Source organism: Streptomyces mangrovi (assembly GCF_900114215.1).
Lineage (GTDB): Bacteria > Actinomycetota > Actinomycetes > Streptomycetales > Streptomycetaceae > Streptomyces > Streptomyces barkulensis.
Genome location: NZ_FOSG01000001.1, coordinates 436,921 through 462,110 on the forward strand (window position 1 = coordinate 436,921; position 25,190 = coordinate 462,110).

Annotated in this window: 25 protein-coding genes; 13 read left to right on the forward strand and 12 right to left on the reverse strand. The window is 71.2% G+C overall.

Features of this window, described 5'->3' with window-relative positions; translation table 11 throughout:
* Positions 1-30 precede the first annotated feature (30 nt).
* Together BM237_RS01905 and BM237_RS01910 are read left to right on the forward strand one after the other, a co-directional pair.
* Positions 31-981 (forward strand): SIS domain-containing protein, encoded by a 951-nt coding sequence (locus BM237_RS01905; protein ID WP_093847025.1) that lies wholly within the window; start codon positions 31-33, stop codon positions 979-981.
* A 156-nt stretch (positions 982-1,137) separates the two neighbouring features.
* Positions 1,138-2,157, forward strand: a complete 1,020-nt coding sequence (locus BM237_RS01910) for a DUF5954 family protein (protein ID WP_093847027.1) — start codon at positions 1,138-1,140, stop codon at positions 2,155-2,157.
* Between the two features lie 151 nt (positions 2,158-2,308).
* Here BM237_RS01910 and BM237_RS01915 read toward each other — a convergent pair whose 3' ends face one another.
* The 7 genes from BM237_RS01915 to BM237_RS01940 form a co-directional block, all read right to left on the reverse strand.
* Positions 2,309-3,241: a hypothetical protein gene (locus BM237_RS01915; protein ID WP_139238048.1), complete on the reverse strand. Its 933-nt coding sequence runs from the start codon at positions 3,239-3,241 to the stop codon at positions 2,309-2,311.
* A gap of 52 nt (positions 3,242-3,293) precedes the next feature.
* Positions 3,294-5,393, reverse strand: a complete 2,100-nt coding sequence (locus tag BM237_RS01920; protein WP_093847031.1) for a DUF6571 family protein — start codon at positions 5,391-5,393, stop codon at positions 3,294-3,296.
* Positions 5,394-5,481: 88 nt separating this feature from the next.
* Positions 5,482-5,640 (reverse strand): hypothetical protein, encoded by a 159-nt coding sequence (locus tag BM237_RS29115; RefSeq protein WP_175540847.1) that lies wholly within the window; start codon positions 5,638-5,640, stop codon positions 5,482-5,484.
* 19 nt (positions 5,641-5,659) lie between these two features.
* Complete coding sequence (locus BM237_RS01925; RefSeq protein WP_093847033.1) at positions 5,660-6,175, reverse strand: hypothetical protein; 516 nt, start codon at positions 6,173-6,175, stop codon at positions 5,660-5,662.
* 202 nt (positions 6,176-6,377) lie between these two features.
* Entirely contained in the window at positions 6,378-6,581 is a 204-nt protein-coding gene (locus tag BM237_RS01930) for a hypothetical protein (RefSeq protein ID WP_093847035.1), read from the reverse strand.
* 189 nt (positions 6,582-6,770) lie between these two features.
* On the reverse strand, positions 6,771-7,526 hold the full coding sequence (locus BM237_RS01935) for a hypothetical protein (protein WP_139238049.1): 756 nt from the start codon (positions 7,524-7,526) through the stop codon (positions 6,771-6,773).
* A complete protein-coding gene (locus BM237_RS01940) occupies positions 7,502-8,239 on the reverse strand; it encodes a hypothetical protein (RefSeq protein ID WP_093847039.1) in 738 nt (245 codons plus the stop codon). The genes BM237_RS01935 and BM237_RS01940 overlap by 25 nt, the downstream gene beginning before the upstream one ends.
* 839 nt (positions 8,240-9,078) lie before the next feature.
* Here BM237_RS01940 and BM237_RS01945 point away from each other — a divergent pair.
* The 4 genes from BM237_RS01945 to BM237_RS01960 all read left to right on the forward strand — a co-directional run bounded on the left by BM237_RS01945 (position 9,079) and on the right by BM237_RS01960 (position 13,385).
* Positions 9,079-10,035: an ROK family protein gene (locus BM237_RS01945; RefSeq protein ID WP_093847041.1), complete on the forward strand. Its 957-nt coding sequence runs from the start codon at positions 9,079-9,081 to the stop codon at positions 10,033-10,035.
* Entirely contained in the window at positions 10,032-11,312 is a 1,281-nt protein-coding gene (gene nagA / locus BM237_RS01950; protein ID WP_093847042.1) for an N-acetylglucosamine-6-phosphate deacetylase, read from the forward strand. Before BM237_RS01945 ends, nagA begins: the two co-directional genes overlap by 4 nt.
* Positions 11,313-11,471: 159 nt before the next feature.
* Positions 11,472-12,410 carry a 1-phosphofructokinase family hexose kinase gene (locus tag BM237_RS01955; RefSeq protein ID WP_093847043.1) on the forward strand — a complete coding sequence of 313 codons (939 nt, stop codon included), beginning with the start codon at positions 11,472-11,474 and terminating at the stop codon, positions 12,408-12,410.
* Positions 12,411-12,497: 87 nt separating this feature from the next.
* The gene (locus BM237_RS01960; RefSeq protein WP_093847045.1) at positions 12,498-13,385 is read left to right on the forward strand and encodes a class II fructose-bisphosphate aldolase; all 888 of its coding nucleotides are present in this window, start codon (positions 12,498-12,500) and stop codon (positions 13,383-13,385) included.
* Between the two features lie 49 nt (positions 13,386-13,434).
* Here the strand turns inward: BM237_RS01960 and BM237_RS01965 are convergent, their stop codons facing one another.
* The gene (locus BM237_RS01965; RefSeq protein ID WP_093847047.1) at positions 13,435-14,412 is read right to left on the reverse strand and encodes a carbohydrate-binding protein; all 978 of its coding nucleotides are present in this window, start codon (positions 14,410-14,412) and stop codon (positions 13,435-13,437) included.
* A gap of 125 nt (positions 14,413-14,537) precedes the next feature.
* Entirely contained in the window at positions 14,538-16,259 is a 1,722-nt protein-coding gene (gene cdgB, locus BM237_RS01970) for a diguanylate cyclase CdgB (RefSeq protein ID WP_093847049.1), read from the reverse strand.
* A gap of 338 nt (positions 16,260-16,597) precedes the next feature.
* On the opposite strand from cdgB, the gene BM237_RS01975 reads away from it, so the two are divergent.
* The 3 genes from BM237_RS01975 (at position 16,598) to BM237_RS01985 (ending at position 20,354) form a co-directional block, all read left to right on the forward strand.
* Positions 16,598-17,161, forward strand: a complete 564-nt coding sequence (locus BM237_RS01975; RefSeq protein WP_093847051.1) for a flavin reductase family protein — start codon at positions 16,598-16,600, stop codon at positions 17,159-17,161.
* 127 nt (positions 17,162-17,288) lie between these two features.
* Positions 17,289-17,747, forward strand: coding sequence for a DUF2563 family protein (locus BM237_RS01980; protein ID WP_093847053.1), 459 nt, complete (start codon positions 17,289-17,291; stop codon positions 17,745-17,747).
* Positions 17,748-19,268: 1,521 nt separating this feature from the next.
* On the forward strand, positions 19,269-20,354 hold the full coding sequence (locus BM237_RS01985) for a S8 family serine peptidase (RefSeq protein WP_245793373.1): 1,086 nt from the start codon (positions 19,269-19,271) through the stop codon (positions 20,352-20,354).
* A gap of 30 nt (positions 20,355-20,384) precedes the next feature.
* On the opposite strand, the gene arfB is transcribed toward BM237_RS01985, so the two are convergent.
* Positions 20,385-20,822, reverse strand: a complete 438-nt coding sequence (arfB, locus tag BM237_RS01990) for an alternative ribosome rescue aminoacyl-tRNA hydrolase ArfB (RefSeq protein ID WP_093847389.1) — start codon at positions 20,820-20,822, stop codon at positions 20,385-20,387.
* A 222-nt stretch (positions 20,823-21,044) separates the two neighbouring features.
* Between arfB and BM237_RS01995 the strand changes: the two genes are divergently transcribed.
* Positions 21,045-21,620 carry a TerD family protein gene (locus BM237_RS01995; protein WP_093847057.1) on the forward strand — a complete coding sequence of 192 codons (576 nt, stop codon included), beginning with the start codon at positions 21,045-21,047 and terminating at the stop codon, positions 21,618-21,620.
* Between the two features lie 62 nt (positions 21,621-21,682).
* Here BM237_RS01995 and BM237_RS29540 read toward each other — a convergent pair whose 3' ends face one another.
* Entirely contained in the window at positions 21,683-22,105 is a 423-nt protein-coding gene (locus tag BM237_RS29540; RefSeq protein ID WP_093847059.1) for a hypothetical protein, read from the reverse strand.
* 137 nt (positions 22,106-22,242) lie between these two features.
* Here BM237_RS29540 and BM237_RS02005 point away from each other — a divergent pair, with 137 nt between their 5' ends.
* The 3 genes from BM237_RS02005 (at position 22,243) to BM237_RS02015 (ending at position 24,311) form a co-directional block, all read left to right on the forward strand.
* A complete protein-coding gene (locus BM237_RS02005; RefSeq protein WP_093847391.1) occupies positions 22,243-22,740 on the forward strand; it encodes a hypothetical protein in 498 nt (165 codons plus the stop codon).
* Between the two features lie 135 nt (positions 22,741-22,875).
* On the forward strand, positions 22,876-23,883 hold the full coding sequence (locus BM237_RS02010) for a zinc-binding dehydrogenase (RefSeq protein WP_093847061.1): 1,008 nt from the start codon (positions 22,876-22,878) through the stop codon (positions 23,881-23,883).
* An 83-nt stretch (positions 23,884-23,966) separates the two neighbouring features.
* Positions 23,967-24,311 (forward strand): helix-turn-helix domain-containing protein, encoded by a 345-nt coding sequence (locus BM237_RS02015; protein ID WP_245793349.1) that lies wholly within the window; start codon positions 23,967-23,969, stop codon positions 24,309-24,311.
* 61 nt (positions 24,312-24,372) lie between these two features.
* Here BM237_RS02015 and BM237_RS02020 read toward each other — a convergent pair whose 3' ends face one another.
* Positions 24,373-24,990, reverse strand: coding sequence for a TetR/AcrR family transcriptional regulator (locus tag BM237_RS02020; protein WP_093847063.1), 618 nt, complete (start codon positions 24,988-24,990; stop codon positions 24,373-24,375).
* Positions 24,991-25,190 lie beyond the last annotated feature (200 nt).

The window sequence follows — 25,190 nt, forward strand, 5'->3', positions numbered from 1 at the left end:
GCGCCCCGCCCCCTTCACGAGGAGCCCCGCATGGCCGCCGCAGAGCAGTCCCGCACCGCCGCCGAGATCGCCACCCAGCCCGGCTGCTGGCGGCGGGCGGCGAAGGCAGTGGAGTCCGGGTCCGCCGGGGCGCTGCCGCGCCCGGGCGAGCGGGTGGCGGTGACCGGCTGCGGCACCTCGTGGTTCATGGCCCAGTCCTACGCGGCCCTGCGCGAGGCCGCCGGGCAGGGCGAGACGGACGCCTTCGCGGCCTCGGAGTTCCCGGCCGGGCGCGCGTACGACCGGGTGGTGGCGATCACCCGCTCCGGCACCACCTCCGAGGTGCTCGGCCTCCTGGCCCACCTGCGGGGCCGCGTGCCGACCACCGCCCTGACCGCCGACCCCGCCACGCCCGTGACGGAGACCGCCGACCACACCGCCGTCCTGGACTGGGCCGACGAGGAGTCGGTCGTCCAGACCCGCTTCGCCACGACGGCGCTGGCGCTGCTGCGCGCGGGCCTGGAGCGGCACGGCGCGCCACCGGCCGGGGTGAAGCCGGTCGAACAGGCGGCGGTCGACGCGGAGCTGGCCGTCGTCCAGCCGCTGCCCCAGGCCGCGCTGGAGGCCGAGCAGTGGACGTTCCTGGGCCGCGGCTGGACGTACGGGCTGGCGCTGGAGGCGGCGCTGAAGATGCGCGAGGCGGCCGGCGCCTGGACGGAGGCGTACCCGGCGATGGAGTACCGCCACGGCCCCATCGCGATCGCCCGCCCGGGCCGTGCCGTCTGGCTGCTGGGCTCCCTGCCGGAGGGGCTGTCCGGCGACATCGCGCGGGTGGGCGGGGCGCTGCTGGCGGACTCCGACTGCCCGGGCACGGGCGAGCGGGCGCTGGACCCGATGGCCGACCTGATCCGGGCCCAGCGCCTGGCGGTCGCCCTGGCGGAGACCTCCGGCGCGGACCCGGACCGGCCGCGCAACCTCACGCGCAGCGTGGTCCTGGGCTGACGCGCCAGCCGGCGGCCCGCCGGGGCCGCTCGTGCCGCCCGTACAAACCTCGTACCGCTCGTACAGCCCGTACAGCCCTCGTACAGCCGGGAACTGTACGTGCCGAGACGCCGGGAACCGGCTGACGCGGCGGAGCGGATCCAACACAGTGGGTGCATGAAGGACCACCGTGAGAAGTCACCCGACCACCTGACCATCCGCGTACGGGCCCAGGACGACCCCGTCTCCCGGGTCACCGAGCACGACACCGTCGAGGCCTCCGTGCGCTACCCGCAGGTCGTGATCCGGGGGCCCGTCTTCGGCTTCGCCGAGCAGCGGCCCGAGGACGGCCCCCGCTGGCGGCTGCTGAGCGACATGGACAGCGGCTTCCCGCAGCACGCCCGGGACGGCCTCAACTCGTACCTGTGGTTCACGGCCCGGGACGACACCGAGGACCGGGCGCTGCGCCGCCGGCTGCTGGCGGCCGTCGCCCGGCTGGAGACCGAGCCGGTGGACGAGGTCTCGGTGGGCGACACCCGCTACCGCGTCGTGCGCGGCGACGAGTTCGCCCGCATCGGCCCCGACGGGCTGGAACCGCCCCGCCCCACCGACCCCGAACCCCCGGGGCCGCTCTCCTGGAAACTGAGCGACCGGTCGGTCTCACGGACGCAGGGCTTCGTCGTCGACCACGCCGCCGCCGTCGGCCTCATGACGGGCATCCAGCGGGTCGAACTGCTGTCACTGGCCTATCGGGCCGCGCGCTACCCGGAGGAGGTGCGGGCGGACTCCCTGCGCGCCCTGCACACCCACCCCGGCGTGGTGCTCCTGCCCGCCGCCTTCGCCTTCGCCGAGGAGAAGGAGGACTCCTGGGAGCCGGTCTGCGTCTCCCTCCCCACCCCGCACGACGCCCGGCGGTCGATGGTGAACCATCTGAAGGAGATCCGGCCCATGCTCTACGACGTCCCCCCGGACGAGGCCGAGGAGGACGCGCGGGCGGCCGACGAGTACGTGGCCGCCACCCCGCGCGGCAACGAGCTGCGGGTGCGCGGCCGGTGCTTCCGGATCGTCCGCGTGGAGCGGCTGGTCCGCGTCGGCCCCGACGGGCCCGAGACGTCCCGCCCCTCGGACCGGGACCCGCAGCCGCCGATGCGGCTCCACCCGGTGATGGACGAGTTCGGAAACATCCTCCGCGACTGACCGCCCGGCCCCCGCTGTCCCGCCCGGCCCCGGGCCGGGCGGGACAGCGCCCGGCACACGGCCTGTCGAAGAAGGCAACGAGGGGAAGCGGACCGGAAGTCGGTCTCTCAACAGAAGTACTGGCCCAGGAGACACCCCCGCGTGCGTCACCTCAGGCCCACCGCGCATATCCCTCTGTGATCTTCTCAAGAACCTTCGGGTGCAGGCCCGTCCCCCTGCTTTCCGATGCGGGGAACCTGACACCCAGATCATTTGAGCGCTCCTGGAAGATGTTCACCAAGTACCCGCCGTCCCGGTTCTCGGAAAAAATATCCTCAGCCTTTCCTTCACCTGTCCCCCCGTAGCCCTCCAGCCAATCCTCCCGGCCCCTGTCGCCACTTCGCCCCTCAAGCGCCTGAGCCCCTATCGCGTCCAGAAATCCCATGGATTCCCCCACCCTCAGAGCCGCCAACTCGGCTCCCACGGTTCCCTTCCGGAAGTCCTCCTCACCAAGTTCAGCAGCGTCCCTCTTGGCGAGATCCAAGTGGAATCCGTGAATCTCTCCGAAAGACTCACCATCTTCGGCCACCCCGCGAACAAAATCCTCGACCGTCGACCTTTCGATGTCCACGTCGTTCGGCTCGGTCACCAGCATGTCGCTCGATAGATCCCCGTAGATGCCGATGACATAGCGAATGTCCGACGAGTAGAAGTTGAAGGCGTTCGCCATATTCCGGCGGATTTCCCGAGGAACGGCTTCCGGGTCGTTCTGGGCTCGATCCCCATACGCCTTTACAACCTTCTCGAAGACACGGATGCGCTCGGCGTCATGCTCGGGCGTCTTCTCCGGTGGACGGGTCCCCGCAGGCCGACCCGTCATAGCCGTCTCCAGCGCATCCCCGCACTCGGTCGTCGATCCGCCTTCCTCCGGCTCGCCCCCGGGCACGAGGCTCCAGCAGAAGGCGTTCCGCTCCTCCTGCTCCGCCGATCCGTCGGCACCGCTCCAGAACCACCAGCCGGCAAGCACCACTGCCGCTAGGGCCACAACCATCCCGGCCAGCCCCAGCGTCGGACGCCGCTTGCTCCCCTTGAGTTCTTCGGTCACGCGGAGCACCTCAACTCCCGGCACACCGCACCCGTGAGGGTACTGGACCGATTCACGGTGCTCCCCCTATAGAACCCCTGGCCTGACCAATACCGTAATTGTATCCACCCGCCGCCCATGGCGTGACCTTCACCGTGAAAACTCCCTCTTCTTTATCCGTCAAATAGCTTTTCGGCAACCCCAGGTCAAGCGCCTTTTCCGCGAGAGCCCTCTCCAGCCTCGGATATCCATTCTGCTGATAGTACTTTATCAACTCTTCTTTATGTTTCTCCTCAGTCTCCGCATTAGCCTTGTCGAGCTCCTCTCCCGTACCTATGTCAACAAGACGCTGAAATACATCGCCAACCACAGGTATACCCGTAACCGGGGCGCCTATGGCGTGATAGCTGTAAACTTTGTCCCAGCCATTCTCGGAAAGTTCATTTTCTCGCTGAGACGAGATCACGTCGGCCCGAATTCCGTCCAGCGATCCCATCACCTGCCCGCTCACCTGAGAAACCAGCTGAATCTTACTGGTACCCTTCTCGAAATCCCCCCTATCCAGCTCTTCCATATCTCCGGCGATTATCCGCATCTGAGAGTCATGAATCGTCCGGAAAGCTCTTCCATCTTCTGAAACATCGCGAATGAAGCGGCTGACCGTCCCTCTGTCGAGATCGATCTCATTGGGATCCGTTGAAACATCCTGGGCAGAGCCATCACTCCTGTCCCCATGATCGACTCTCATGCCCAATATTTCATGTATATCCCCTGGATAGTAAGCGAGTGCATTCGCCATGTTCTGGCGAACATTATCATGCATCACCGCTCTCTCGAATTCCTCTCCGGTGCTCCCGTTCGGATTTTCCATTGCCGCATACGAATTGATTACGTTCTCCAGGAGGCGTGCCTGCTTCTCGCTGTGGTGTGTGGGGTTCTCTCCCCGGGGATCCTCGCCGGGGACCTGGCCGGTCATGGCGGCCTCCAGGGCCGCGCCGAAGCCGACGTGGCTGTCGGCGTCGGCCTTGTCCGGGCCGGACACCTCGACCTTGCGGTACTCGGAGGTATTGACCAGATCCCAGTCGCGCTCCTTCTGGAGGTAGTGCAGACGGTCCTTTCCGGCGGCCGTGTCAGGATCGAAGTAGGCGGTGGCGATGTCGGGGGTCTTGCTCATGATGCCGAGGACACCGTCGTAGGGGTCGTTGGCGAACCAGCTGTCCCCATCCCGTGCGAAGGTGCCGTCCTCTTTCCTCGTACCCGCGAACCCCCGGTCGAGGTCCCAGATGTCGGGGTCACCCTTCCGCTTCGAGTCCTCGTCCGTCTGCTTCGAGTCCTCGGCGGTGCGGATGTCGTCGGCGAGGTCGTGCAGGAACTGCTCGCTGTAGCCGCTGCCGTTCTGCATCAGGGTGACGATCGACTGGTAGCCCCGCATCCTCTGGTCGTTGTTGGCTTGGCCGACGATCTCGGCGTCGTACTCCTTGAGGCCGGCTTCCCTGAGGTCCTTCATCCACTTGTCGTAGAACCTCTGGTCCTCTTCCCTCTCCTTGCCCTTGCCCTCGACCTTGGTGGCGGTGGCGATGACGTCGGCCAGGTGCCGGTCCATGCTCAGGTAGTGCCTCTTCCGGCCGGTCTCCTCGAAGTACGCACGGTCGGTCAGCTCGTTGTGCGTGCGGATGACGCCGTCAGGGCCGCCCAGGGATGTGATGAGGGTGCGGCTGAACTCCTGGTCGGACTTGTTCTCCCGCATCAGGAGGTCGAGTTCTTTCCGCTCCGCGTCGGAGAGCTTCTCGCCCCGCCTGATCTTGTCGTACAGCTCCTCGGCGCGTGCGGCGTTGGCCTCGCCCGCATCACTCTTGAGCGCCCCGTTGAAGCCGTCCAGCAGCCCCTTGTCGCCGTCGGACGGATCCGACATGAGCGCCATACGGAAGTTCTCATCGGCGTCCTGGACGTTCTTGACCGCGTCGAGGATCTTGTTCGTCCAGGATTCCTCCAGCTCCTGGCGGGCGAGCTGGTTGGCGCGGTAGATCTCCGCCCTGTCCTCGTCCATCCTGGCGAGGTCCGCGGTGCAGCGGCCGGAGTACGGGTTGACGGTCATGCAGGCCTCGATGGCCTGATCACGCAGTTCGATGACCTTGTTGCGCCGGGAGTTGAGCGTCCTGTACGCCTCTTTCAACAGTCCGCCGACGGCCTTGGCCTCGTCGCGCGCACCCGCGTACTCCTCCTGCGTGACCTGGGCCCGGCTCTTGAACGTCGTGGCCGACTCACCTCGCCCAGCCGTCGGCCTCCACCGCGGCCTTGACGTGGTCGCGGTAGTTGTCGTGCAGCTCGCCGAACCGCTTGCCCATGTCCTCCCATGCGGTGGCCGCGTCGGAGAGGCTCGACAGGTCGGTGTTGATGATCGTCTCGTAGTCGACTGTCATGTCGGTTCCTCTCTTCCGCTCAGAAGTCCGCTATCGGGCTCTTCGCCGCCGGGCGGCCCAGGCCCGGACCGGGCGAGGAACCGGCGCCGGGCGCGTAGTCGCTCAGGGCACTGCGGTAGAGAGGGGAGACGCCGTCGAAGGACGCCTTGGTGTCGGTCTCGTTGTTCCCGAAGAGGGTGTTGGTCTGCTCAAGTCCGGTGAGCTCGGTGTCCAGGCGGCCCTGGAGCCGTTTGGAGTTCCGTTCCCACTTGTTCAGCCGGTGGGACAGCCCCCTGGCCACCTCCCAGCCGTTCAGCTTCCCCTTGGTGCAGATGGTGGCGTTCGAGCCGCCGGCGGCGTCCACACTGTCGTCCTCGGCGAGGATGCTCGCCTTCCCGGTGTCCGGGCCAAGATGCCGCTCGATGTAGTCGGCGGCTTTCTTCTTCTGTGTCTCGGAGTGCGCCAGATCACCGCCGGGCCCCTGGCCTCCTCCGCCTCCCGGGTGTGCCAGTTCGTTCAGCCGTGTGCTCGTGGGCCGCTGGTCCTCGATGGACACGTGCTCCCCCGTTCCCTCGTCCTCGTCCGCCGTCGGAGTCCGCGCCCCGCCCGCTGTGCCGTTCCCCGTGCGTGTACGGGAGCGCGGATTGGATCCATATGATCACAGTGGGTTTCGCACCGGAGCACAGTGGTCGTCAACTGCGGTGACTCGTAGGGTGAATGGACCTCACCCGCCCGGAACGGATCGTCCGGGCGGGTGATCAGGGGAGTCGTGGTGCGGAGCAGCCGTGGTGTTCGGCCGAGGCCTCGGCGAAGGCCTTCAGCGCCGCCCGCTCGTACGCCTGCTCCTCCCTTGTCGACTTCTCCCGCTCCCTGCCCAGGGGCTCGATGGCGAAGAGAGCGGTCTCGCCCGAGAACGGGGCCGGGCAGGTGGCGGTGGCCCACATGCCGCCGTCGTGCAGCATCCCGCTGGGGGCGCGTCCTGGGATCGTCTCCTCGAAGCTGTACCGCTTCTCCCAGGCCGCGCGGGCACTCGTCGCGTACGGGCCGTAGAAGGCCCGCAGTACGTAGAGCGGGGTGCCGCCGCTGTTGCCGACGGAGCACTTCTCCTGCGGGGCACCGCCCCGGTCGCTCTCCCAGGCCCGTGCGAAGGTTCAGCCCCGCGCCGGGACGCCTTCACACGTCCCGTCCGCCTCTTCGAGGGGTACGTCCTCGTCATCGGCCACGGGCAGCGGCATCGTGCTCAGCCGTTCGCCGAAGCGCGCCTCGCAGCCCCACCGCTGGGCGGCATTGCGCGCTGTGGCCGTGGCCAGGTGTCCTGTACGGATCCGGTGGGCAGGGTCGTCGAAGTCGGCGTCTTCCACCGACACATTGACGGTGACCAGCAGATCGCGGCGGTCTCCGGCGCAGTCCAGAAACACGGCGGTGGTCCCGCGGTCCTCGTGGGCGGCGTCACGTATCGAGAAGAAACCGGTCCAGCCGTCCGGCAGGGGCGCCGGTGCGTTCGCATAGAGAGCCGGATAGGGGTCGTCCAGCCATTCGCTCCCTCCGCCCTCCCCACCGTCTGGAATGCGGGTGCCGTGAAGCGACACTCCGACCGATGCCATCTCGAAGCCGTAGGCCTTCTCGGGCCTCTTCCGGGCAACGAAGCAGCCGGTCTCCAGCGGTTCGTCCTTCCGGCCGAGGCCTTCCTCATCGCGTGCGGAATCCGATTCCCCGCTCAGCGGGCCGCTGCCGAGAATCGCCCGCGCCTCGCGTTCGGGAAGCACTCCGCCGCACGCGTCGCTCAGCATTTCCTCGGAGGCCTGCTGCTCGCTCCTCTCCTCGTACCAGGAGCGCCCCGTCGGAAGCATGAACACCATGCCGAGGAAGATCCCGGCAGCGATCACTCGTCGTCGATGGATCGCCATTCCTCCACCTCTCCGAGGACCTTGGTGTCACGGCAGTGCGCCCGCTCGGGCCGGCCGCCGGGGGCGGCGAGATAGCGGTCGAGCGCGGCACGTGCCGTCCGCGACAGTTCCCCGCGTGCCGCCTTGCTCAGTGCGGACCCGTCCTCCTCGTGCCGCGCCACTCTTCCATCCGTATTCAGGCGGTAGCCGAGTTCGGGCGTGACCGAGATTCGGTGGAAGGTCTGGCCGCCGTCGCACACCGACTCGGCCCACAGCGACAGCAGCGACAGAGAAGGCATGGTGCGGTCGTCACTCGCCAGCAGTTCGGCAGTTCCTTTCGGGACAGCCGTCCACCCCGGTCCGGGCTCGTGGTGCTCGTCGGCTTCGTGGTCGTTCAGGCCGGTCCCGTCCCCCTGGTAGAAACTGCGCGCTCCGGCCCCGGAGACGCTGATCGCCTCCACACTCTTGATCTCGTTCTTCTCCGGACGACCGTCGAAATCGGCGCGGCACTTCCCCCGGGCAGGGTCGAAGGAGGAACTGCCCGACACTCTCCACTTCCCCTTCTGGTAGCCCATGGCGACGGGGTCCAGCCAGGCGCAGGTTCCCTTGCCGCGAGGGCCGTCTTCCTGCTCGCCCTCCGCCCCGGTATCGCCGTCGTCGCCACCACCGCCGTCGTCGCCGTCACGTTCGGAGACCGGGACCGGCTCAGCCTGCCGAGCGGGGCGGTGCCGCATGCCTGGTGCTCGCGCACCCGGTCGGCGGCGTGTACGACCGACCGGACGGCCAGGCGCAGCTCCTCCTCGACGGGTCCATCCGTGTATCCGTCGTCGCCTTCGTCGTGGATGCGCATGGGCAGTTCGACGGAGACCCTCACATCCGTGCCCAGCCGAAAGCGCTCGAAGTCGCCTTTGGGACAGGCGACTCGCAGGACGACTCCCACCTGTGTCGTGTCGCCGTACATGCCATGCGCCGTGACGGCACCCCGGGAACCGTCCGGCAGCCGGTAGGGGAAGGGGAGCACGTCGCCGTCGTCGGCGGAGGACAGTACGTCGTCGGGCCCCCATGGTTCCGCCCGCATGTGGACGCCGCGGTCGCCGTTCCCGCCGTCACCGGTCCAGTCGAGTCGGCAGTCGATGAAGGCCCGGCTCTCGTGGCCGGATCCGAGGAGCGTGCCGTACTGGCCGTGCGTCACGGCCGAGTCGCGGGGCAGGAACGAGTCGAGGTGGGTGGCGGGCAGCAGGCCGGCGCACGCCTTCCGTACCTGTGCACGGTTGGTCTTCGGATATTCGTCGTCCCACGCCGAGTAGCCGATCACCGCCGTCACGACGGCGAGGGCCGTCACCCCGAGAACGGTGGTACGCGGCCGGCCGCGTTTCCACAGGCTCCCCATGATCCCTCTGCCGGTTCCCGCCCGACGCTAACAGAGGGGATGGAGGGGGCCGGGTTTTCCACAGCTTCGCCGAACAGTGCTCGGCCCGGCGGGCCTGCTCATGGCGTCCGGACTCCCGGGCGCGGCACCGACCGGCGGTAAAGTGGACTAGACCTTTCGCGAGTGACAGGTGAGACTGTCCCCGTGACTCCTCGGCATGACGAAACCGCGTATGTCGTCGCCCTCGACGTGGGCGGCACCGGGCTGAAGGGCGCCCTCGTCGGGCCCGGCCACACACTGCTGCACCAGGCGCGACGGCCCACCGGGCGGGAGGCCGGGCCGGACGCCGTGGTGGGACACGTGCTCGAGTTCGCCGAAGGCCTGCGGAAGGCCGGGGTCGCGCGGTACGGCGCCGAGCCCGTGGCCGCGGGGGTCGCGGTGCCGGGGATCGTCGACGACGCGGCGGGCACGGCCGTCTACTCCTCCAATCTCGGCTGGCGGGACCTGCCGCTGCGCGATCTGGTGTCCGGACGGCTGGGCGGGGTGCCCGTAGCCCTCGGGCACGACGTGCGCGCCGGCGGGCTCGCCGAGGGTCGGATCGGGGCGGGGGCGGGCGTGGACCGCTTCCTGTTCACGGCGCTGGGCACCGGCATCGCCGGGGCCATCGGGATCGACGGCCGGGTGGAGCCGGGCGCGCACGGCGGCGCGGGCGAGATCGGCCACATCACCGTACGGCCCGGCGGGCCCGAGTGCGGCTGCGGGCGGCGCGGCTGCCTGGAGCTGTTCGCCTCCGCCGCCGCCGTGGGCCGGGCCTGGGCCGAGGCGTGCGGGGATCCGGGGGCGACGGCGGCCGGCGCCGCCCGGGCCGTGGAGGCGGGCGATCCGCGGGCCGCCGCCGTCTGGCGCGACGCGGTCGACGCCCTCTCCGAGGGCCTGGTCACCGCGATCACCCTGCTGGACCCGCGGGTGCTGATCGTCGGCGGCGGGCTGGCGGAGGCGGGCGAGACGCTTCTGGCGCCGCTGCGCGAGGCCGTACGCGCCAAGGTCACCTTCCAGCACGTCCCCACGATCGTTCCGGCGGCCCTGGGGGACGCCGCCGGGTGCCTGGGCGCGGGGCTCCTCGCCTGGGACCTACTCTCCGCGGAGGTTGCGAGCCTATGACCGGTCCGAAGACGGCGCAGACGACGGGGGCGCGGACGGCGAAAGCACCGGCGGCGAGCGCCCGGCCGGCCGGAACGCGGCCGGCCGGAACGCGGCGCACCGTGCTGACGGGCGCCCGGGTGGTGCTGCCGGACGGCGTGGCCGAGGGCGGCAGGGTGACGGTGGAGGGCTCGCGCATCGCCGCCGACGCCCCCGGGGAGGCGGGCACGCTCGACCTGGCCGGGCACTGGGTCGTGCCCGGCTTCGTCGACATGCACGTCCACGGCGGCGGCGGGGCGTCCTTCTCCGCGGGGTCGGCCGAGGAGGCGCTGCGGGCGATCGCCACCCACCGGGCGCACGGCACCACGACGATGGCCGCCTCCACCGTCACCGGCGGTCTGGACGAACTCGCCCGGCAGGCCGCCGTGCTGTCGGAGCTGGTGGAGCAGGGCGACCTGGCGGGCATCCACTTCGAGGGCCCCTTCATCGCCCGCGGCCGCTGTGGCGCCCACGACCCCGGCCTGCTGCGCGATCCCGACCCGGCCGACGTGCTCGCACTGGTGGAGGCGGCGCGCGGCGCGGCGCGGATGGTCACGCTCGCGCCGGAGCTGCCCGGCGGTCTGGAGTCGGTGCGGCTGCTGGCCGACAGCGGGGTGATCGCGGCCGTCGGCCACACCGACGCCTCCTACGAGGCCGTGCTGGAGGCCGTCGGGGCGGGTGCGACGGTCGCCACGCACCTGTTCAACGCGATGCCCCCGCTGCTGCACCGCGCCCCCGGCCCGGTGGCGGCCCTGCTGGAGGACGAGCGGGTCACCGTCGAGCTGATCAACGACGGCGTCCATCTGCACCCCGCCGTCCTGGAGCTGGCCTTCGCCCGCGCCGGGGCCGGCCGGGTCGCCTTCGTCACCGACGCCATGGGCGCGGCCGGCATGGGCGACGGCCTCTACCCGCTCGGCCCGCTGAAGGTGCGCGTCACCGACGGCGTCGCCCGGCTGGTGGAGGGCGGCTCGATCGCCGGCTCCACGCTCACCCTGGACGAGGCGCTGCGGCGCGCGGTGACGGTGGACGGCCTGCGGATCGAGGACGCGGTACGGGCCCTGGCGCTCAACCCGGCGCGGCTGCTGGGCGTCGCCGACCGGGTGGGGTCGATCGAGCCCGGCAAGTACGCCGACCTGGTGGTGCTGGACGGCGGCTACCGGGTCGCGGGCGTCATGCGCCGGGGCGAGTGGGTGGTGCCCCCTCGCCTCCCGGACACCGCGGAGCCCGCCGGGGTTGTACGCGGCGGCGCGACGGCCTGATTGCGTTACGGTCTCGTTCCCACATCGAGCGCGGACGGGCGTCTCCGCCCTCTGGGCCGGCCGCCTCCGCTTTGGCATGATCACTCGCACGGTCGGCGGCCCCGCGCCACCGTGCGTATGCCGAACGTTCACACTCGCCGGTGGGAGGCGGAGTACCGGATGATCCTGACCGTCACGCTCAACGCGGCTTTGGACATCACCTACCGCGTCCCCCGTCTGGAGCCGCGCGCCTCCCACCGGGTCCGGGAGGTCGCCGAGCGTCCGGGCGGCAAGGGCCTGAACGTGGCGCGGGTGCTGGGCGCGCTGGGCCACGAGACGCTGGTGACCGGCTTCACCGGCGGCCCGAACGGCGACCGGCTGCGGACACTGCTGTCGGAGGTGACGGAGGAGGGCCCGGTCGGGGACGCGTTCGTCGCCGTCGGCGGGGACACCCGCCGCACCGTCACGGTCGTGGACGAGGCCTCCGGCGACGCCACCGTGCTCAACGAGCCCGGCCCGCAGATAGCCCCCGCCGAGTGGGAGCGCTTCCTGGACTTCTACGGCGGGCTGCTGCACGACGCCACCGCCGTCGCCCTGTGCGGCAGTCTGCCGCCCGGGGTGCCCGTGGGGGCGTACGGGACGCTGGTGCGCGCCGCGCGCACCGCGGGCGTGCCCGTGCTGCTGGACACCAGCGGGGAGCCGCTGCTGCGCGGACTGGCCGCCCGGCCGGATGTCGTCAAGCCCAACTCCCATGAGCTGGCCGGGATAACGGGCACCACCGAGCCGCTGCGGGCCGCGCGGCTGGCGCAGCGGCGCGGGGCGCACTCGGTGATCGCCTCGCTGGGCGAGGACGGGCTGCTGGGCCTCACCCCGGAGGGCGTCTGGCGCGTCGAGCCGCCCCGTCGGCTGGCGGGCAACCCGACGGGGGCCGGGGACTCGGTGGTGGCCGCGCTGCTGTCCGGACTCGTGGAGGGCCTGCCCTGGCCGGACCGGCTGGCCCGTGCCGCCGCCCTGTCGGCGGCGACCGTACGGGCCGAGGCGGCGGGGGAGTTCGACCGGGTGCTGTACGAGGAGCTGCTGCCCGGGGTGCGGATCGACCGGCAGATGGCGGCCGTCTGACGGGCCGCCCGGCGTCGCGGGACGGCGGCCGGACGACGGCGAGCGGAGAAGACGGGCGCGGGGGACGGGCACGGAGGAGGGGCGGGCATGCCACTGGTCGGCAGCGGAGAACTCGTGGCGGACGCGCTCGCGTCCGGCCGCGGCGTCGCCGCGTTCAACGTCATCACCCTGGAGCACGCCGAGGCGATCGCCGCCGGCGCGGAGGCCGCCGGCATGCCCGCCATCCTCCAGATCTCCGAGAACGCCGTGCGCTTCCACGGCGGCCGGCTCGCCCCCGTCGCCGCCGCCGCGGCGGCCGTGGCACGGGCCTCCGGCGCTCCGCTGGCGCTGCACCTGGACCATGTGGAGAGCTTCGAACTGCTGCGTGCCGCACCGGAGTCCGGGTTCGGCTCGGTGATGTTCGACGCCTCGAAGCTGTCCTACGCCGGCAATGTGGCGGCCACGGCGGAGGCCGTGCGCTTCGGCCACGCGCACGGGATGTGGGTGGAGGCCGAGCTGGGCCGGATCGGCGGCAAGCCCGGCGACCGGGAGCCCGGCGGCGGAGAGCCGGAGGAGGGGCGCGGCACGCTCGACGCGCACGCCCCCGGCGTACGCACCGACCCCGCCGAGGCGGCGGCGTACGCGGCCGCCACCGGGGTGGACGCCCTGGCCGTCGCGGTCGGCAGCTCCCATGCGATGACCGAGCGCACCGCCGTCCTCGACCACGCCCTCATCGGCGAGCTGCGCGAGACCGTCCCCGTGCCGCTGGTGCTGCACGGCTCATCCGGGGTGCCGGACGGGGAACTGCGGCGGGCGGTCGCGGCCGGGATGACGAAGATCAACGTGGGGACTGCGCTGAACACCGCCTTCACCGGGGCCGTCCGCGCCTTCCTCGCCCAGGACGCACGGGCCGTCGACCCCCGCGGGTACCTGCTCCCGGCGCGGGAGGCGATGGCGCGGACGGTGGCGGCCTTCCTGAAGGTGGTCGGCGGCTGACGCGCCCGCGCCGTGCCGCCGGCCCCTGTCGCGGCCTGTCACGGCGGCGTCAGCCGCGGACGTGGCCTTCCTTGAGCCAGACCCGGTCGAGGGCGAACCCGCACTGGTTGCCCTCCTCGCAGGAGATCCTGACGGTGTTGGTGCCCTCGTTCAGGTTGACCCAGGCGAAGGTGCGCGTCCAGCCCTTCTCCCACTCGCCCTCGCCCGCCTTGGCGAAGTTCTTCATGTTCAGCCCGCCCTTGTGGGGCGTGCCGTTGACGGCGAGCGTGGAGTCGGCGTCCTTGCCCGGCACTCCGTAGCCGACGAACAGCGTGTACTTGCCGTCCTCGGGGACCTCGAAGGTCCAGGTGGCCGAGGCGCCGGGCTTGTCGAGGCCGGTGACGTACGCGCCGCTCCTGGACTCGGCGCCCTGGACGGTCTTGTCCGTGGTCGCGCCGCCGCCGAGCTGAAGGCTGGCCGCGTCCTCGGAGGGGAGGGGGCCCGGCTTCTTCTCCTTGTTCTTCTCGGCGTCCTTGTCCCGGTCGTCCCCGTCGCCTCCGCCGCTCTCGCCCTCGCCGGCTCCGGAGGTGGCGGCCTGGGTGCCGCCGGTCTGGTTGGCGTTCGCGTCGTCGCCGTCGCTGAAGAAGACCGCGGCGCCCACGCCGAGGACCACGGCGGCGACGACCGCCAGCGCGCCCACCAGCAGGCCGTTGTGGTTGCGGCCCCGCCCCCGGCCGGCCGGACCGGACGCGGCCGCCTCGCGCCGCGCGGCGGCACGGCCGCCGGGCACGGTCTCGGGAGCCGCGTAGTGCGCGCTGGGCTGGTGCGCCTGCTGCTGGGGCTGTTGCGGCGGCGCCTGCTGCTGGCCCTGCTGCCCGCCGTAGCGGCGCTCGCCCACGGCACGGACGTGGTTGTACGAGGTGCGAGGCACTCCCGGCTGTGACGCCGCGGCGCCTGTGTCACCGCCCGTACCGCCCTCGGAACGGTAGAGGTAGGCGAACGGGTCGTCGTTCTCCGGCGTGCCCGAGCCGTTGTTACCGGCGGTCATTCCGTGCGCTCCTCCATGACGGGTGCCTGCCCGGCGCAGCCTACCTCTTTCGGGTTAAAGAACGCGGTGTCTGTGACCCCTCGCACCGCGTCTCCCACACACCCGGCGCCGGGGCCGTCCGGGCCTCATCCGGCCCGGCGGTGGGCCTTGGACCGCGACCGCTTCTCGACGTACATCCGCTGGTCGGCGGAGTGCAGAACCTCCTCGGCGGACATCCCGCACCCCGCCCAGCTGATGCCGAAGCTCGCCCCCACCCGCACCGCGCGCCCCTCCACGCGGATGGGCGGAACGATCGCGTTGCGCAGCCGTACGGCCAGGTCAGCGGCATCGCCGCGGCACAGCCCGTCCGCCAGGACGACGAATTCGTCACCACCCAGCCGGGCGACGGTGTCATTGTCGCGAACACCACTCGAAAGACGTCTGGCCACCTCGATCAGCACGGCGTCGCCGCAGTGGTGGCCGAAGCGGTCGTTGATCGACTTGAAGCCGTCGAGGTCGCAGAAGAGGACGGCCAGTCCCTTCTCCGAGGGATCGTCGCTCGCGGGCGGAACGGTGTGGACGTGGTGCTCGTAGCCGCCGGACGGCTCCGGCATGGCTCCCCCGAAGCCGTCCCGGTAACCGCCCGGGCCGAAGCCGTTCCGCCCGAAGCCGTCCTGCCCGAAGCCGTCGAGGCCGAACCCGCCGGTGCCGAAGCCCTCGGGCCCGAACCCGCCGTCGAGGGCGCCGCCGACTCCCCCGGGGCCCATCTGCGCGGCGTCGGGCACCGGCGCGGGCTTGTCGCACAGCCGCGCGCCGAGCCGCGCCCGCAGCTCGGCACTGTTGGGCAGACCCGTGAGCGAGTCGTGGCTGGCGCGGTGGGCGAGCTGGAGCTCGTGCCGCTTGCGCTCCTCGATGTCCTCGACATGGGTGAGCAGGAAGCGCGGGCCGTCGGTGGCGTCGGCCACCACCGAGTTGCGCAGGGAGACCCACAGAAAGGAGCCGTCGCGCCGCGCCAGCCGCAGCTCGGCCCGGCCGCCCTCGGCGGAGGTGCGCAGCAGGGTGGCCAGGTCCTCGGGGTGGACGAGGTCGGAGAAACCGCAGCGCCGCAGCGCCGCGGCCGGGCGGCCCAGCAGCCGGCACAGCGCGTCGTTGGCGCGCACCAGCCGCCCGTGCTGGTCGCCGCCCAGCTCGGTGACCGCCATACCGCTGGGCGCGTACTCGAAGGCCTGCCGGAAGCTCTCCTCGCTCGACCTCAGCGCCTGCTGTTCACGCTCCAGGCGGACCAGCGCGCGCTGCATGTTTGCGCGCAGCCGGGCGTTACTGATCGCAATCCCCGCCTGAAAGGCGTACATCTGCAACGCTTCGCGCCCCCACGCGCCCGGGCGCCGCCCGTTGCGCGGCTTGTCGACGGAGATGACACCGAGGAGCTCTCCGTCGGAGGAGTGCATCGGCGCCATGAGGAGATCCATCGGATGCCACTCGTCGGCGTACCGCGGGGCCGGCCCGGCGGTGTGCCACTGCGGCACGTCGTCGTCCATCAGGACCCACGCCTCGGTGTACGGGATGAAGCGCAGCTCGCCCCAGCGCTCGCCCAGCGCCAGCCGCCGCTCCCAGGCCGCCCGCGAGCCCGTACGGCCCGCCATCATCGCCTCGGCGCCCTCACTGCCCGCGACGGCCGCCACCACGAGGTCCCCGTCGGGCTTGACCAGGTTGACCGCGGCCAGCTCGAAGTCGAGGCCCTTCACGATGCCGTCGGCGACGGTCTGCAGGGTGTCCGCCAGGCTGCGGGCGGCGTTGAGGTCCGCCATGGACTGATGGAGCCTGCGCAGGGTGGCGAGGCACACGTACGGCTCCGACTCGGCTTCCATCCGCCCTCCCCCTGAGACTCGAGTAGGTGACTCCAGATGATCCGGTTTTGGACTTCCTCCTGTCTTCAGGCCACTGAATCACAGCGAGCTGTCCAGTCGGTACACAGGGTCAACAATTGACCTCGTGTGTGACTCATGTCACAACAGAGCGTGGGTGCGCGACCGCGCTGCGTGGGAGCGCTCCGACCCGCACCACACCCGTACCGAACGCAAATTCCGGCCCTGACCTGCGAATCATTCAGCCGATGTACCTAGGTCCGCCCTGGTCCCGGAGGCCGATGCGACCCCCGGGTCCAGCGTCTAGCGTGCGGGGTGTGCACCCGACACCACGGCAACAGATGTCCCGGAACGCCCCCACTTCGCCCTCGCGCCACACCTCCGGCCTCCCGCATCCTGAGGGGGTGGGCGAGGAGGAGTTCCGCGCGGCCCTGGCACGGCTGGCCGCGGGCGTGGTACTGGTGACGGCGCACGACCCGGAGGACGGGCCGCGCGGCGAGGACGTGGGCATGACCGCGACCTCCTTCCTCTCCGTCTCCCTGGACCCGCCGCTGGTACTGGTCAGCGTGCGCGAGGGCTCCCGGATGGACGAACTGCTGGAACGGCAGCCCCTGTGGGCCGCCTCCCTGCTCGCGGAGGGCCAGCGCCACATCGCGGGCCGCTTCTCCATGCGCGGCCGGGTCAGCGACCGCCTGCTCTTCCAGGACATGCCCTGTACCCGCGGCGAGGCCTCCGGCGCCCCCCTGGCCGACGGCGCGCTGGCGACGGTGGAGTGCCGCACCGAGCAGCGGGTGGGCGCGGGCGACCACACGCTGGTGATCGGCCGGGTGCTGGCCACCTCCCTGCCGTCCTCGGAGGGCAGGCCACTGACGTACTTCCGCGGACGCTACCGCCACCTGTCATAACGGCCGCCCCGGCCGGAAAACGCGCCCGTCGTCCACAGCCCCCGACGGGCCGGATCGTCTGCTGACTACACTGACGTGACACGACCTTGGCACAGCGTGGCGATCAATCGGGGGACGGGGGCACGGCGTGACAGGCGAGCGTGACTTCGGCGGTGGCAAGAGCCTGAACTACCAGGCCGAGACACTCACCGCCTTCAAGGGCCGCATCGACGAACTCCTGGGCGAGCTGGGGAAGTCCCCCGCGTCCCACAAACAGATCGGCGAACAGACCGTCACCCCGGACGCGTACGGCACGGGCTTCAGCGCGGCGGAGGATCTGTCAGCCCTCTATGAGAAGGTGCACACGCGCCTGGAATCCCTCTCCCGGCTGTTCGGCGAGCAGTTGGAGGCGCTGGGGATCGCCACCGAGATCGTGGACAAGGGCTACGGCAACGTCGAGGCGGAACGGCGACAGCGCTTCCAGGCCATCCAGACGCAGGTTGACGAGCACTGGTCGGCAAGTCGGCAGGGCGACTCGGAGGAGGGCAAGGACGCCTCTTCCGAAGGCAACAGGAAGGCCCTCGACGCGGACACGGACTTCGACTGAGGGGGGCAGGAATGGCTACGGGAGAGTTCGAAGGCAAGTCGCTCGCCGCGCTCAACGGGATGGTCACGAAGGCCGACCCCGGCCTGCTCACCTCACGCGGCCAGGCCCTCGGCAAGGCCGGCTCCGACATGGACGGCATCGGCAGCGAACTGCGCACCTACATCGACCGTGTGGAGTGGGACGGCGAGGGCGGCGACGCCTTCCGCGAGTGGGGGCGTCAGTTCGCCCTGGAATCCATGCGGTTCGCCGCGTACGTCCGCACGCTCGGGCATCACATGGTCAACGCGGGCCAGGCCCTGACCGAGGCCAAGGCGGCCATCCCCGAGCCCGAGTTGATGTGCTACGCCGACCCGGAGAAGGACAAGGCCCGCCAGGAGAGCGAGGAGAGCAAGCGCCAGGAGGCGATCAACCAGCTCAACCGGCTGTCGTCGTACTACAGGACGACCGGGGAAAGCCTCCGCGCCGCAGAGGAACCGGACTTCAAGCCGCTGCCGAACCGGTACGGGGAAGATCCAGGTGCGTACGCGCCGGGTTCGGTGTCGGGTTCCGGCTCGCAGGAGGGCTCAGCCCACCGGGGACCGGGGGCCGCTTCGGGAGGCATGGCTGCTGCTAAAAGCAGTGAGGATTTCCACTCCGCCCTCACGGCCGACCGGTCCGTTCCTACAGCCGACCGCCCTGCCCCGGTGGCCGAGCGCCCCACGAGCATGACGATCGACTCCGTCGCCTCACCTCCTGCCGCTGAGCCTCGGTCGCAAACAGGCCCGAACCCCTCCCACCCCTCCACAGGCCCTTCATCTCCAGCCACGCCTCCAGTGGCGCCCAGTGGACCGATCCCTCGCACCGGCCGGCCGCTGCCCCACATCACCGCAACCGGTCAGCCACCGGGTAGCGGTGGAGGGGGTGGTGTCCCACCGCGAAGTTCCGCCAGAGACGGCATCATGGGCGGTACCCCCCGCCAGGCGGGTAACCAAGCTGTGGGAGCGGGAAATCCACGCGGAGCCGTTGGCGGGGACCGCGCTCCTCTGGGACGGCCCGTGGGCGGTTTCCCGGGTTCCGCAAGTGGCGGGTCTCCGGCAGGAAGAGGCATGTACCCAGGACGGTCTATGGCGCCGCAGCCGGGTGGCACTGCGGGAGGCTCTCGCATGGGCAGCGGTCGCAGCCGCGCGGAATTCACTCCCGGTGGTACCGGGCTCGTCCGGGGCAGCACAGCATCGGGTGTGGCAGGAACTGGGCGGCCGACCAACACGAATTCCCCACCGAGGGACCGGAGAGAGAGCCAGAACCGCCCCGACTACCTCACCGAAGACGAGGAGACCTGGACGGGGCGACGGGACGTTGTGCCGCCGGTCATCGATTGATTCCGAGGAAGTGTCCTGTCGCATGCGATTCCATGCCCTCCCTCCACAGAGGCGAGCACTGACTTTGGTCGGTCTGCTCACAGCCACGCTCATGTCCGTGGGGCTGCTCACGCCCCCCGCCCTAGCCGATGTCAGGCCGGACCAGCAGTGGTATCTGGACGCCATGAACTCCTCAGGGCTGTGGGAAGTCAGCAAGGGCAAAGGTGTAACTGTCGCTGTCATCGATTCCGGGGTGAAGCCGACTCCAGGGTTGACCGGCAGGCTGGTGCCCGGAAAGAGCTTCACCTCCGAGGACCCTGATCCCCATGAGGACGTGGACGGCCACGGAACGGAGATTGCCGCACTGATCGCCGGCTCCGGGGCAGGGAACACCCTTCGAGGGCTGGCTCCCGAAACAAAAATCCTCCCCTTGCGAACACATGTCGAAGAGGGCTTCTTCAGCTCGCACGAGCCAATCATCAAAGCAATCCGATATGCGGCCCGGAGCGACGCCAAGATCATCAATATCTCACAGGGTGTCTCCGGAGTGGATGACGAGACTTACACCGCCCTGCAGGACGCAATCGATGAGGCCAATAAGCGCGGCAAGCTGGTCTTCGCCTCCGCCGGGAACCAGGGGCTCAAGACCAAGACGCACTATCCCGCATCGTTGCCGGGTGTCGTCGCAGTAGGCGCAGTAGACGAGACCGGCACAGTGGCCGACTTCTCCAACCACGGTCCCTACCTCACTCTCTCCGCCCCTGGCGTGCCCGGCGGCACGAGCCAGGCGTCCGCCATCGCGTCCGCCTCGGCCGCGCTAATCTGGGCCAAGCACCCCGACTGGACCAACCACCAGGTCCTGCGCGTGATGGTCGAGACGACGGGGATGTCGCAGCGGGGCGAGGAGCCCAGCATGTACCTCGGGCATGGCATCGTCAGACCCGCACAGGTCCTGGTCGACGGCGACGGCGACCCCGGGCCGGCGGATGTGAGCCCGATCTTCTCCAAGTACTACGCCTCCCTCGAAGCCTCCAAGTCCCCCTCTCCCGAGGACGGAGAGGCCGACGGCAAGAACGAGGGACCGCCCACCGCCAAGCCCGGCAAGGAGCAGGAGCAGGGCGACGAGCAGGTCGCCGCGCAGGAGGGCACCGGCGACAGCGGGCCGCCCTGGACGGCCATCGGCATCGGAGCCGCAGTACTCGTCGCCGTCGCCGCGGTCGTCACCGCCATAGCCTTCCGGCGACGGACACCGGCACAGCCCCGGTACTGAGGAGCAAGGGGGTGGGCCGGCCCGGCCGGCCTATCCCCAGTCGCGGCCGGAGCGGCCGCGCTTGACGTCGGAGCGGTGCTTCTTGTTCCGCAGCCGCCGCTCGTTGATCCCGCGCGGGATCTTGCCCTTCTTGCGCGGGCGCGGTGGCGGCGCGGTCGCCTCCGCCAGCACCGCGGCCATGCGTACGGCCGCGGTCTCGCGGTTGCGCCACTGGGAGCGGTGCTCGGCGGCCCGTACGACCAGGACTCCGTCCACCAGCCGACCTGCCAGCCGCTCCAGGGCCCGCTCCTTCCACACCTCGGGCAGTGCCTCGGTGCGCGCGAGGTCGAAGCGGAGCTCGACCCGGCTGTCGCTGGTGTTGACGTGCTGGCCGCCAGGCCCGGACGAGCGTGAGAAACGCCAGTTCAGCTCGGCCTCCGGCAGGGAGACCGAGCCACGGATGAGATAGGGCCCGGACATGGCTCCCATGATCCCGCCCTCCGGGCCCGCCGTCACGGCGTTTTCCCCGCCCTCCTGCTCCTCTCCCGCTCCCCTTCTGCTCCCCCCGGCTCTCCTTCCCGGCCACCTCACCGGCGAGGAAGGTAAAGAAAGCAAAGAAACATGGAACCCGGTCCCCCACCGTCGGCGTTGGAGAGGGTAGGAAATGGACCAGTAAGGGCCAGCACGGAAACACCACAGAAGGGCATCCCCATGGCTGTAAGCCTGTCCAAGGGCGGCAACGTCTCGCTCACCAAGGAGGCCCCCGGCCTGACCGCCGTGACGGTCGGCCTCGGCTGGGACGTCCGTACGACCACCGGCACCGACTTCGACCTCGACGCCAGCGCCATCGCGGTCAACGCGAACGGCCAGGTCTACTCGGACCAGCACTTCGTCTTCTTCAACAACAAGGCCACCCCGGACCAGGCGATCGTCCACACCGGCGACAACCGCACCGGTGAGGGCGCGGGCGACGACGAGCAGATCAACGTCAACCTCGCGGCGCTGCCCGCCGACATCGACAAGATCGTCTTCCCGGTCTCCATCTACGACGCCGAGAGCCGCAGCCAGAACTTCGGCCAGGTGCGCAACGCCTACATCCGGGTGGTGAACCAGGCCGGCGGCACCGAGATCGCCCGCTACGACCTGAGCGAGGACGCCGCCACCGAGACCGCCATGGTCTTCGGCGAGCTGTACCGCCACGGCGCGGAGTGGAAGTTCCGCGCGGTCGGTCAGGGCTACGCCTCCGGCCTGGTCGGCATCGCCAAGGACTTCGGCGTCAACGTCTGATCGTCACGGCCTCGCGAGGGCGCCCGGCACCGCGATGCGCGGTGCCGGGCGCCCTCCGCGTCCTACGGCTCCCGCGCGTGGCAGGGGCAGGAGCAGCGCAGCAGGGTCACGCCCTCGCAGGGCGGCTCGGCCGCCTCGTCGTCCCGGCAGGTGCGGTGCTGCCCCAAACGGCACGCCACCGACCGGTACTCCTCGCTCCTGAAGGACAGGGGTGCGAACCGGCGTTCGCAGCGGCAGCAGGGCATCGTCCGCCGCCCGGTCACCGGACCACCGCCCCCCACCCGTACACCGTGGATCACGGGCGGGCCGACGTCGATGCCGTCGAGTGCCAGGGCGAGCGCGCGGCGCCGCTCCTGCTGCTCGTACGCGACCACGTAGGGGCGGACCAGGGGCGTGGGGTCGTGGTAGGCCGGTTCGGCCGCCCAGCGGCGCAGGAGGGAGGGCGGGCAGCGGTACGGCCGGCGTGGTGACGCGGACGCGCACACGGTCCCGCCTTCGCGCCCGGCCGGGCGGCGACGGGACCGGTGCCTGCGCCGCGCGGACGGGCGTACAGGCTGGGAGGACCTGAGCCCCGCCCCGCCCGGTGGGCGCACGCGCGCCCCGCCGTGCCACCATCGCTCCCGTGCTCGACATCGGCTACTCCCTCTCCCGCCGCTTCCCCGATCCGCCGCAGACCGACTACCGCTCGGCGGATGTGCGGGCGCTGCGGCACGACCTGTTCTGCGGCGACGTCTACCTCGCGGACACCGAGGCGGACCGGGAGCTGTCCACCGCGCGCGGCACCGTGCCGGTGCTCGACTTCGCCTGGGCGCTGTGCGACATCGCCGAGCGCCTCGACCGCGACCCGCTCGGCAGCCGTGCCGCCAAGCCGCAGTACGCCGAGCTGGACTTCGTGGAGTCGGCCGACAGCCTCCACTTCGCGCGCCGCTTCGGCTGGGTGGACGTCACCGCCGACTGGCTGCCCGCCGACGAGCCGCCGCTGACCGTCAACCACGGCGAGCTGCGCCGCGAGGCCCGCGACTTCCTGCACGACCTGATCGCCGACCTCACCGACATCCACGAGGGGCTGGGCGACAACCCCGTGCTCTGGGACCTCCAGGCCCGCTTCCCCAGGGTCTGACACCCTTCCTTCCCTCCCCGAGGCCCCTGCCTCGACGGCCTTGACCTCAAGTCCGCTTGAGGGCGGAGAGTGGTTATCGCCGGTCCGGCGGGCGCCGGACCGGCGATAACCACCCACCAGCCACGGGGAGAGCCCATGCACGCCGTACGTCTGCACGCCTTCGGACCCGCCGGGAACCTCCGCTACGAGCGGGTCCCGGACCCCGAGCCCGGCCCCGGCCAGGTGCGGATCGCCGTCGCGGCGGCCGGGGTGCACCTGGTGGACACCGCCCTGCGCGAGGGGCTGCGGCTCGGCCCGACCCCCACGCCCGCCGAGCTGCCGACCATCCCCGGGCGGGAGGTCGCCGGCACCGTGGACGCGCTGGGCGAGGGCGTCGATCCGGCGTGGCTGGGCCGCCGCGTCGCCGCCCATCTGGGCATGGCTCCCGGCGGATACGCCGAGCTGGCCGTCACCGGTGCCGAGCGGCTGCATCCGCTGCCCGGCGGCCTGAGCGAGGACCATGCCGTCGCCCTGGTCGGCACCGGCCGCACCGCCATGGGCGTCCTCCGCTTCGCCGACCTCTCCCCCGCCGACACGGTGCTGGTCCTGGCCGCGGCCGGGGGCATCGGCTCGCTCCTGGTGCAGTACGCCCGGCACAGGGGCGCCACCGTCGTCGGCGCGGCGGGCGGGCCGGAGAAGGTGCGGGCGGTGGAGGGCATGGGCGCGGACCTGGCGGTGGACTACACCCGGGGCGACTGGACCGAGCGGATCCGGGAGAAGTTCGGGGACCGGCCCGTCACGTACCTCTTCGAGGGCGTCGGCGGCGGTCTCGGCCGCGAGGCCACCGCTCTCCTCGCCCCCGGTGGCTCACATCTCTCCTACGGCTACGCCTCGGCCGGCTTCTCGCCCGAGGGGCAGGCCGTGCTGAGCGAGGAGGAGCAGCGGAAGCTGGGGGTCACCTCGCGCTCGGTGCTGGGCAAACCGATGTTCGACCGCATCGGCGGCATGGAGAACATCCGGGTGCTGGAGGAGGAGGCCATGGCGCTGGCCGCCGGAGGCGTCCTCGTCCCGCCCGTCCACCACTTCCCCCTGGCCCACGCCGCCCGCGCCCACCGCGCCCTGGAGACCCGCGCCACCCTGGGCAAGGTCGTCCTCGTCCCCTGACCCCGGTGTTCGCCGAAGTGGCCGACAGGCCGCTGTCGGCTGATATCTCTTGGCAGAGAACGCACAGGACGAGCCCTCGAGAGGTGCCGGGAAGAGGGAGACACCGTGGAGGAGGAGCCGCGACCGACGCAAGCGGACGTACCGGCCTTGCCCAGGCTCGCGGAGCGAGGCCGGTCAGCGCCGAGATCGAGCAGGAGTACGCGGCGGCGCGGCTGAGGTTCGAACTGGGCGCGACGGTGCGCGGCCGCCGTCTGGAGCTCGGGCTGTCACAGGGTGAGTTGGGGCGCAGGGCCCGGATGACGCAGTCGGCGGTCGCCCGTTTCGAGACGGGGGGCACGGTCCCCACGCTGCCCGTGCCGACCCGGCTCGCCGAGGCTCTGAGTCCGGACCTGCGGGTGGATCTCACCCCGCACGCCGAGAGCGCGTAGGCGGCGGCCCCGCGCCGGGTTCCGCACGGGGCCGCCGGGAGCGGGACCGGCCGCCGGGCCGTCAGACAGCCGGAGCGGCGGGGGCGGCGCCGTGCAGGAAGAGGTCGACGACCTCCTGAACGCGCCGGTCGGCCGGAGACGGCGCGGGGCGCTCCTGCGGGGGCATCGCCAGATCCTCGGGCATGGGCTGGAGCGTTCCGGCCAGCTCCATGAAGGCCGTGGCCAGGAAGCCCGGCTCGGCCTCGCGCAGTTCCCCCGCACCGACCGCGCCGGCCATCAGCTCGGTGACGGGCTCGATCAGGGCGCGGACGTAGGCGTGGGAGATCTCGGCACGCCGCTTCTCGTCGAGGTGGCGGGTGGCGTAGTAGATCTGGTCGCCGAGAGCGGAGTCGTAGGTCCCCCGGGCGTACGTGACGGCGACGGCGAGGAGCTTCTGCCGCAGCCCGCCCTCCGTACGCAGCGCCTCGTGCAGGGCCGCCGCGGTCTCCTCGACGTAGCCGTGGGCGACCTCCATGAACAGTGCGGGCTTACCGCCGGGGAAGTGGTGGTAGAGGCTGGCCTTCTTCACGTCCACCACCTTGGCGATCTCGTCGAGGGAGACGCCGAGGTAGCCGCGTTCGGTGAGGAGGCGGGCGAATTCGCGGCGGGTGCGGTCACGGGTGTCGGGCTGTCGTGGCATGACGGTTCGGGCTCCTCTGGGTGCGGGCGGCCGGGCCCGGCCGCCCGAATGGCTGAGGCCGTGGATCCGGCTACACCAAGAAACCTACCTATCGATAGGTAGGTTTGGCAAGCGGCAAGCCCGGCACGGCGGTACGGGAGGGGCCGCGGAAAGCCCCAGGGCCCGCCCGGGCCGCTCGGTGCGGCGCGGGCGGGCCCCGG

Bases quoted from the DNA above. Each gene is read 5' to 3' on its own strand.
- BM237_RS01910 (WP_093847027.1), top strand. From the start codon at position 1,138: ATGAAGGACCACCGTGAGAAGTCACCCGACCACCTGACCATCCGCGTA.
- arfB (WP_093847389.1), bottom strand. From the start codon at position 20,822: ATGGGAGCCATGTCCGGGCCCTATCTCATCCGTGGCTCGGTCTCCCTG.
- BM237_RS02010 (WP_093847061.1), top strand. From the start codon at position 22,876: ATGCACGCCGTACGTCTGCACGCCTTCGGACCCGCCGGGAACCTCCGC.
- cdgB (WP_093847049.1), bottom strand. From the start codon at position 16,259: ATGGAAGCCGAGTCGGAGCCGTACGTGTGCCTCGCCACCCTGCGCAGG.
- BM237_RS01930 (WP_093847035.1), bottom strand. From the start codon at position 6,581: ATGCTGCACGACGGCGGCATGTGGGCCACCGCCACCTGCCCGGCCCCG.
- BM237_RS02020 (WP_093847063.1), bottom strand. From the start codon at position 24,990: ATGCCACGACAGCCCGACACCCGTGACCGCACCCGCCGCGAATTCGCC.
- BM237_RS01965 (WP_093847047.1), bottom strand. From the start codon at position 14,412: ATGACCGCCGGTAACAACGGCTCGGGCACGCCGGAGAACGACGACCCG.
- BM237_RS29115 (WP_175540847.1), bottom strand. From the start codon at position 5,640: ATGACAGTCGACTACGAGACGATCATCAACACCGACCTGTCGAGCCTC.
- BM237_RS01985 (WP_245793373.1), top strand. From the start codon at position 19,269: ATGAACTCCTCAGGGCTGTGGGAAGTCAGCAAGGGCAAAGGTGTAACT.
- BM237_RS01960 (WP_093847045.1), top strand. From the start codon at position 12,498: ATGCCACTGGTCGGCAGCGGAGAACTCGTGGCGGACGCGCTCGCGTCC.
- BM237_RS01955 (WP_093847043.1), top strand. From the start codon at position 11,472: ATGATCCTGACCGTCACGCTCAACGCGGCTTTGGACATCACCTACCGC.
- nagA (WP_093847042.1), top strand. From the start codon at position 10,032: ATGACCGGTCCGAAGACGGCGCAGACGACGGGGGCGCGGACGGCGAAA.
- BM237_RS01940 (WP_093847039.1), bottom strand. From the start codon at position 8,239: ATGCGGCACCGCCCCGCTCGGCAGGCTGAGCCGGTCCCGGTCTCCGAA.
- BM237_RS01995 (WP_093847057.1), top strand. From the start codon at position 21,045: ATGGCTGTAAGCCTGTCCAAGGGCGGCAACGTCTCGCTCACCAAGGAG.
- BM237_RS01975 (WP_093847051.1), top strand. From the start codon at position 16,598: ATGTCCCGGAACGCCCCCACTTCGCCCTCGCGCCACACCTCCGGCCTC.
- BM237_RS01905 (WP_093847025.1), top strand. From the start codon at position 31: ATGGCCGCCGCAGAGCAGTCCCGCACCGCCGCCGAGATCGCCACCCAG.
- BM237_RS01935 (WP_139238049.1), bottom strand. From the start codon at position 7,526: ATGGCGATCCATCGACGACGAGTGATCGCTGCCGGGATCTTCCTCGGC.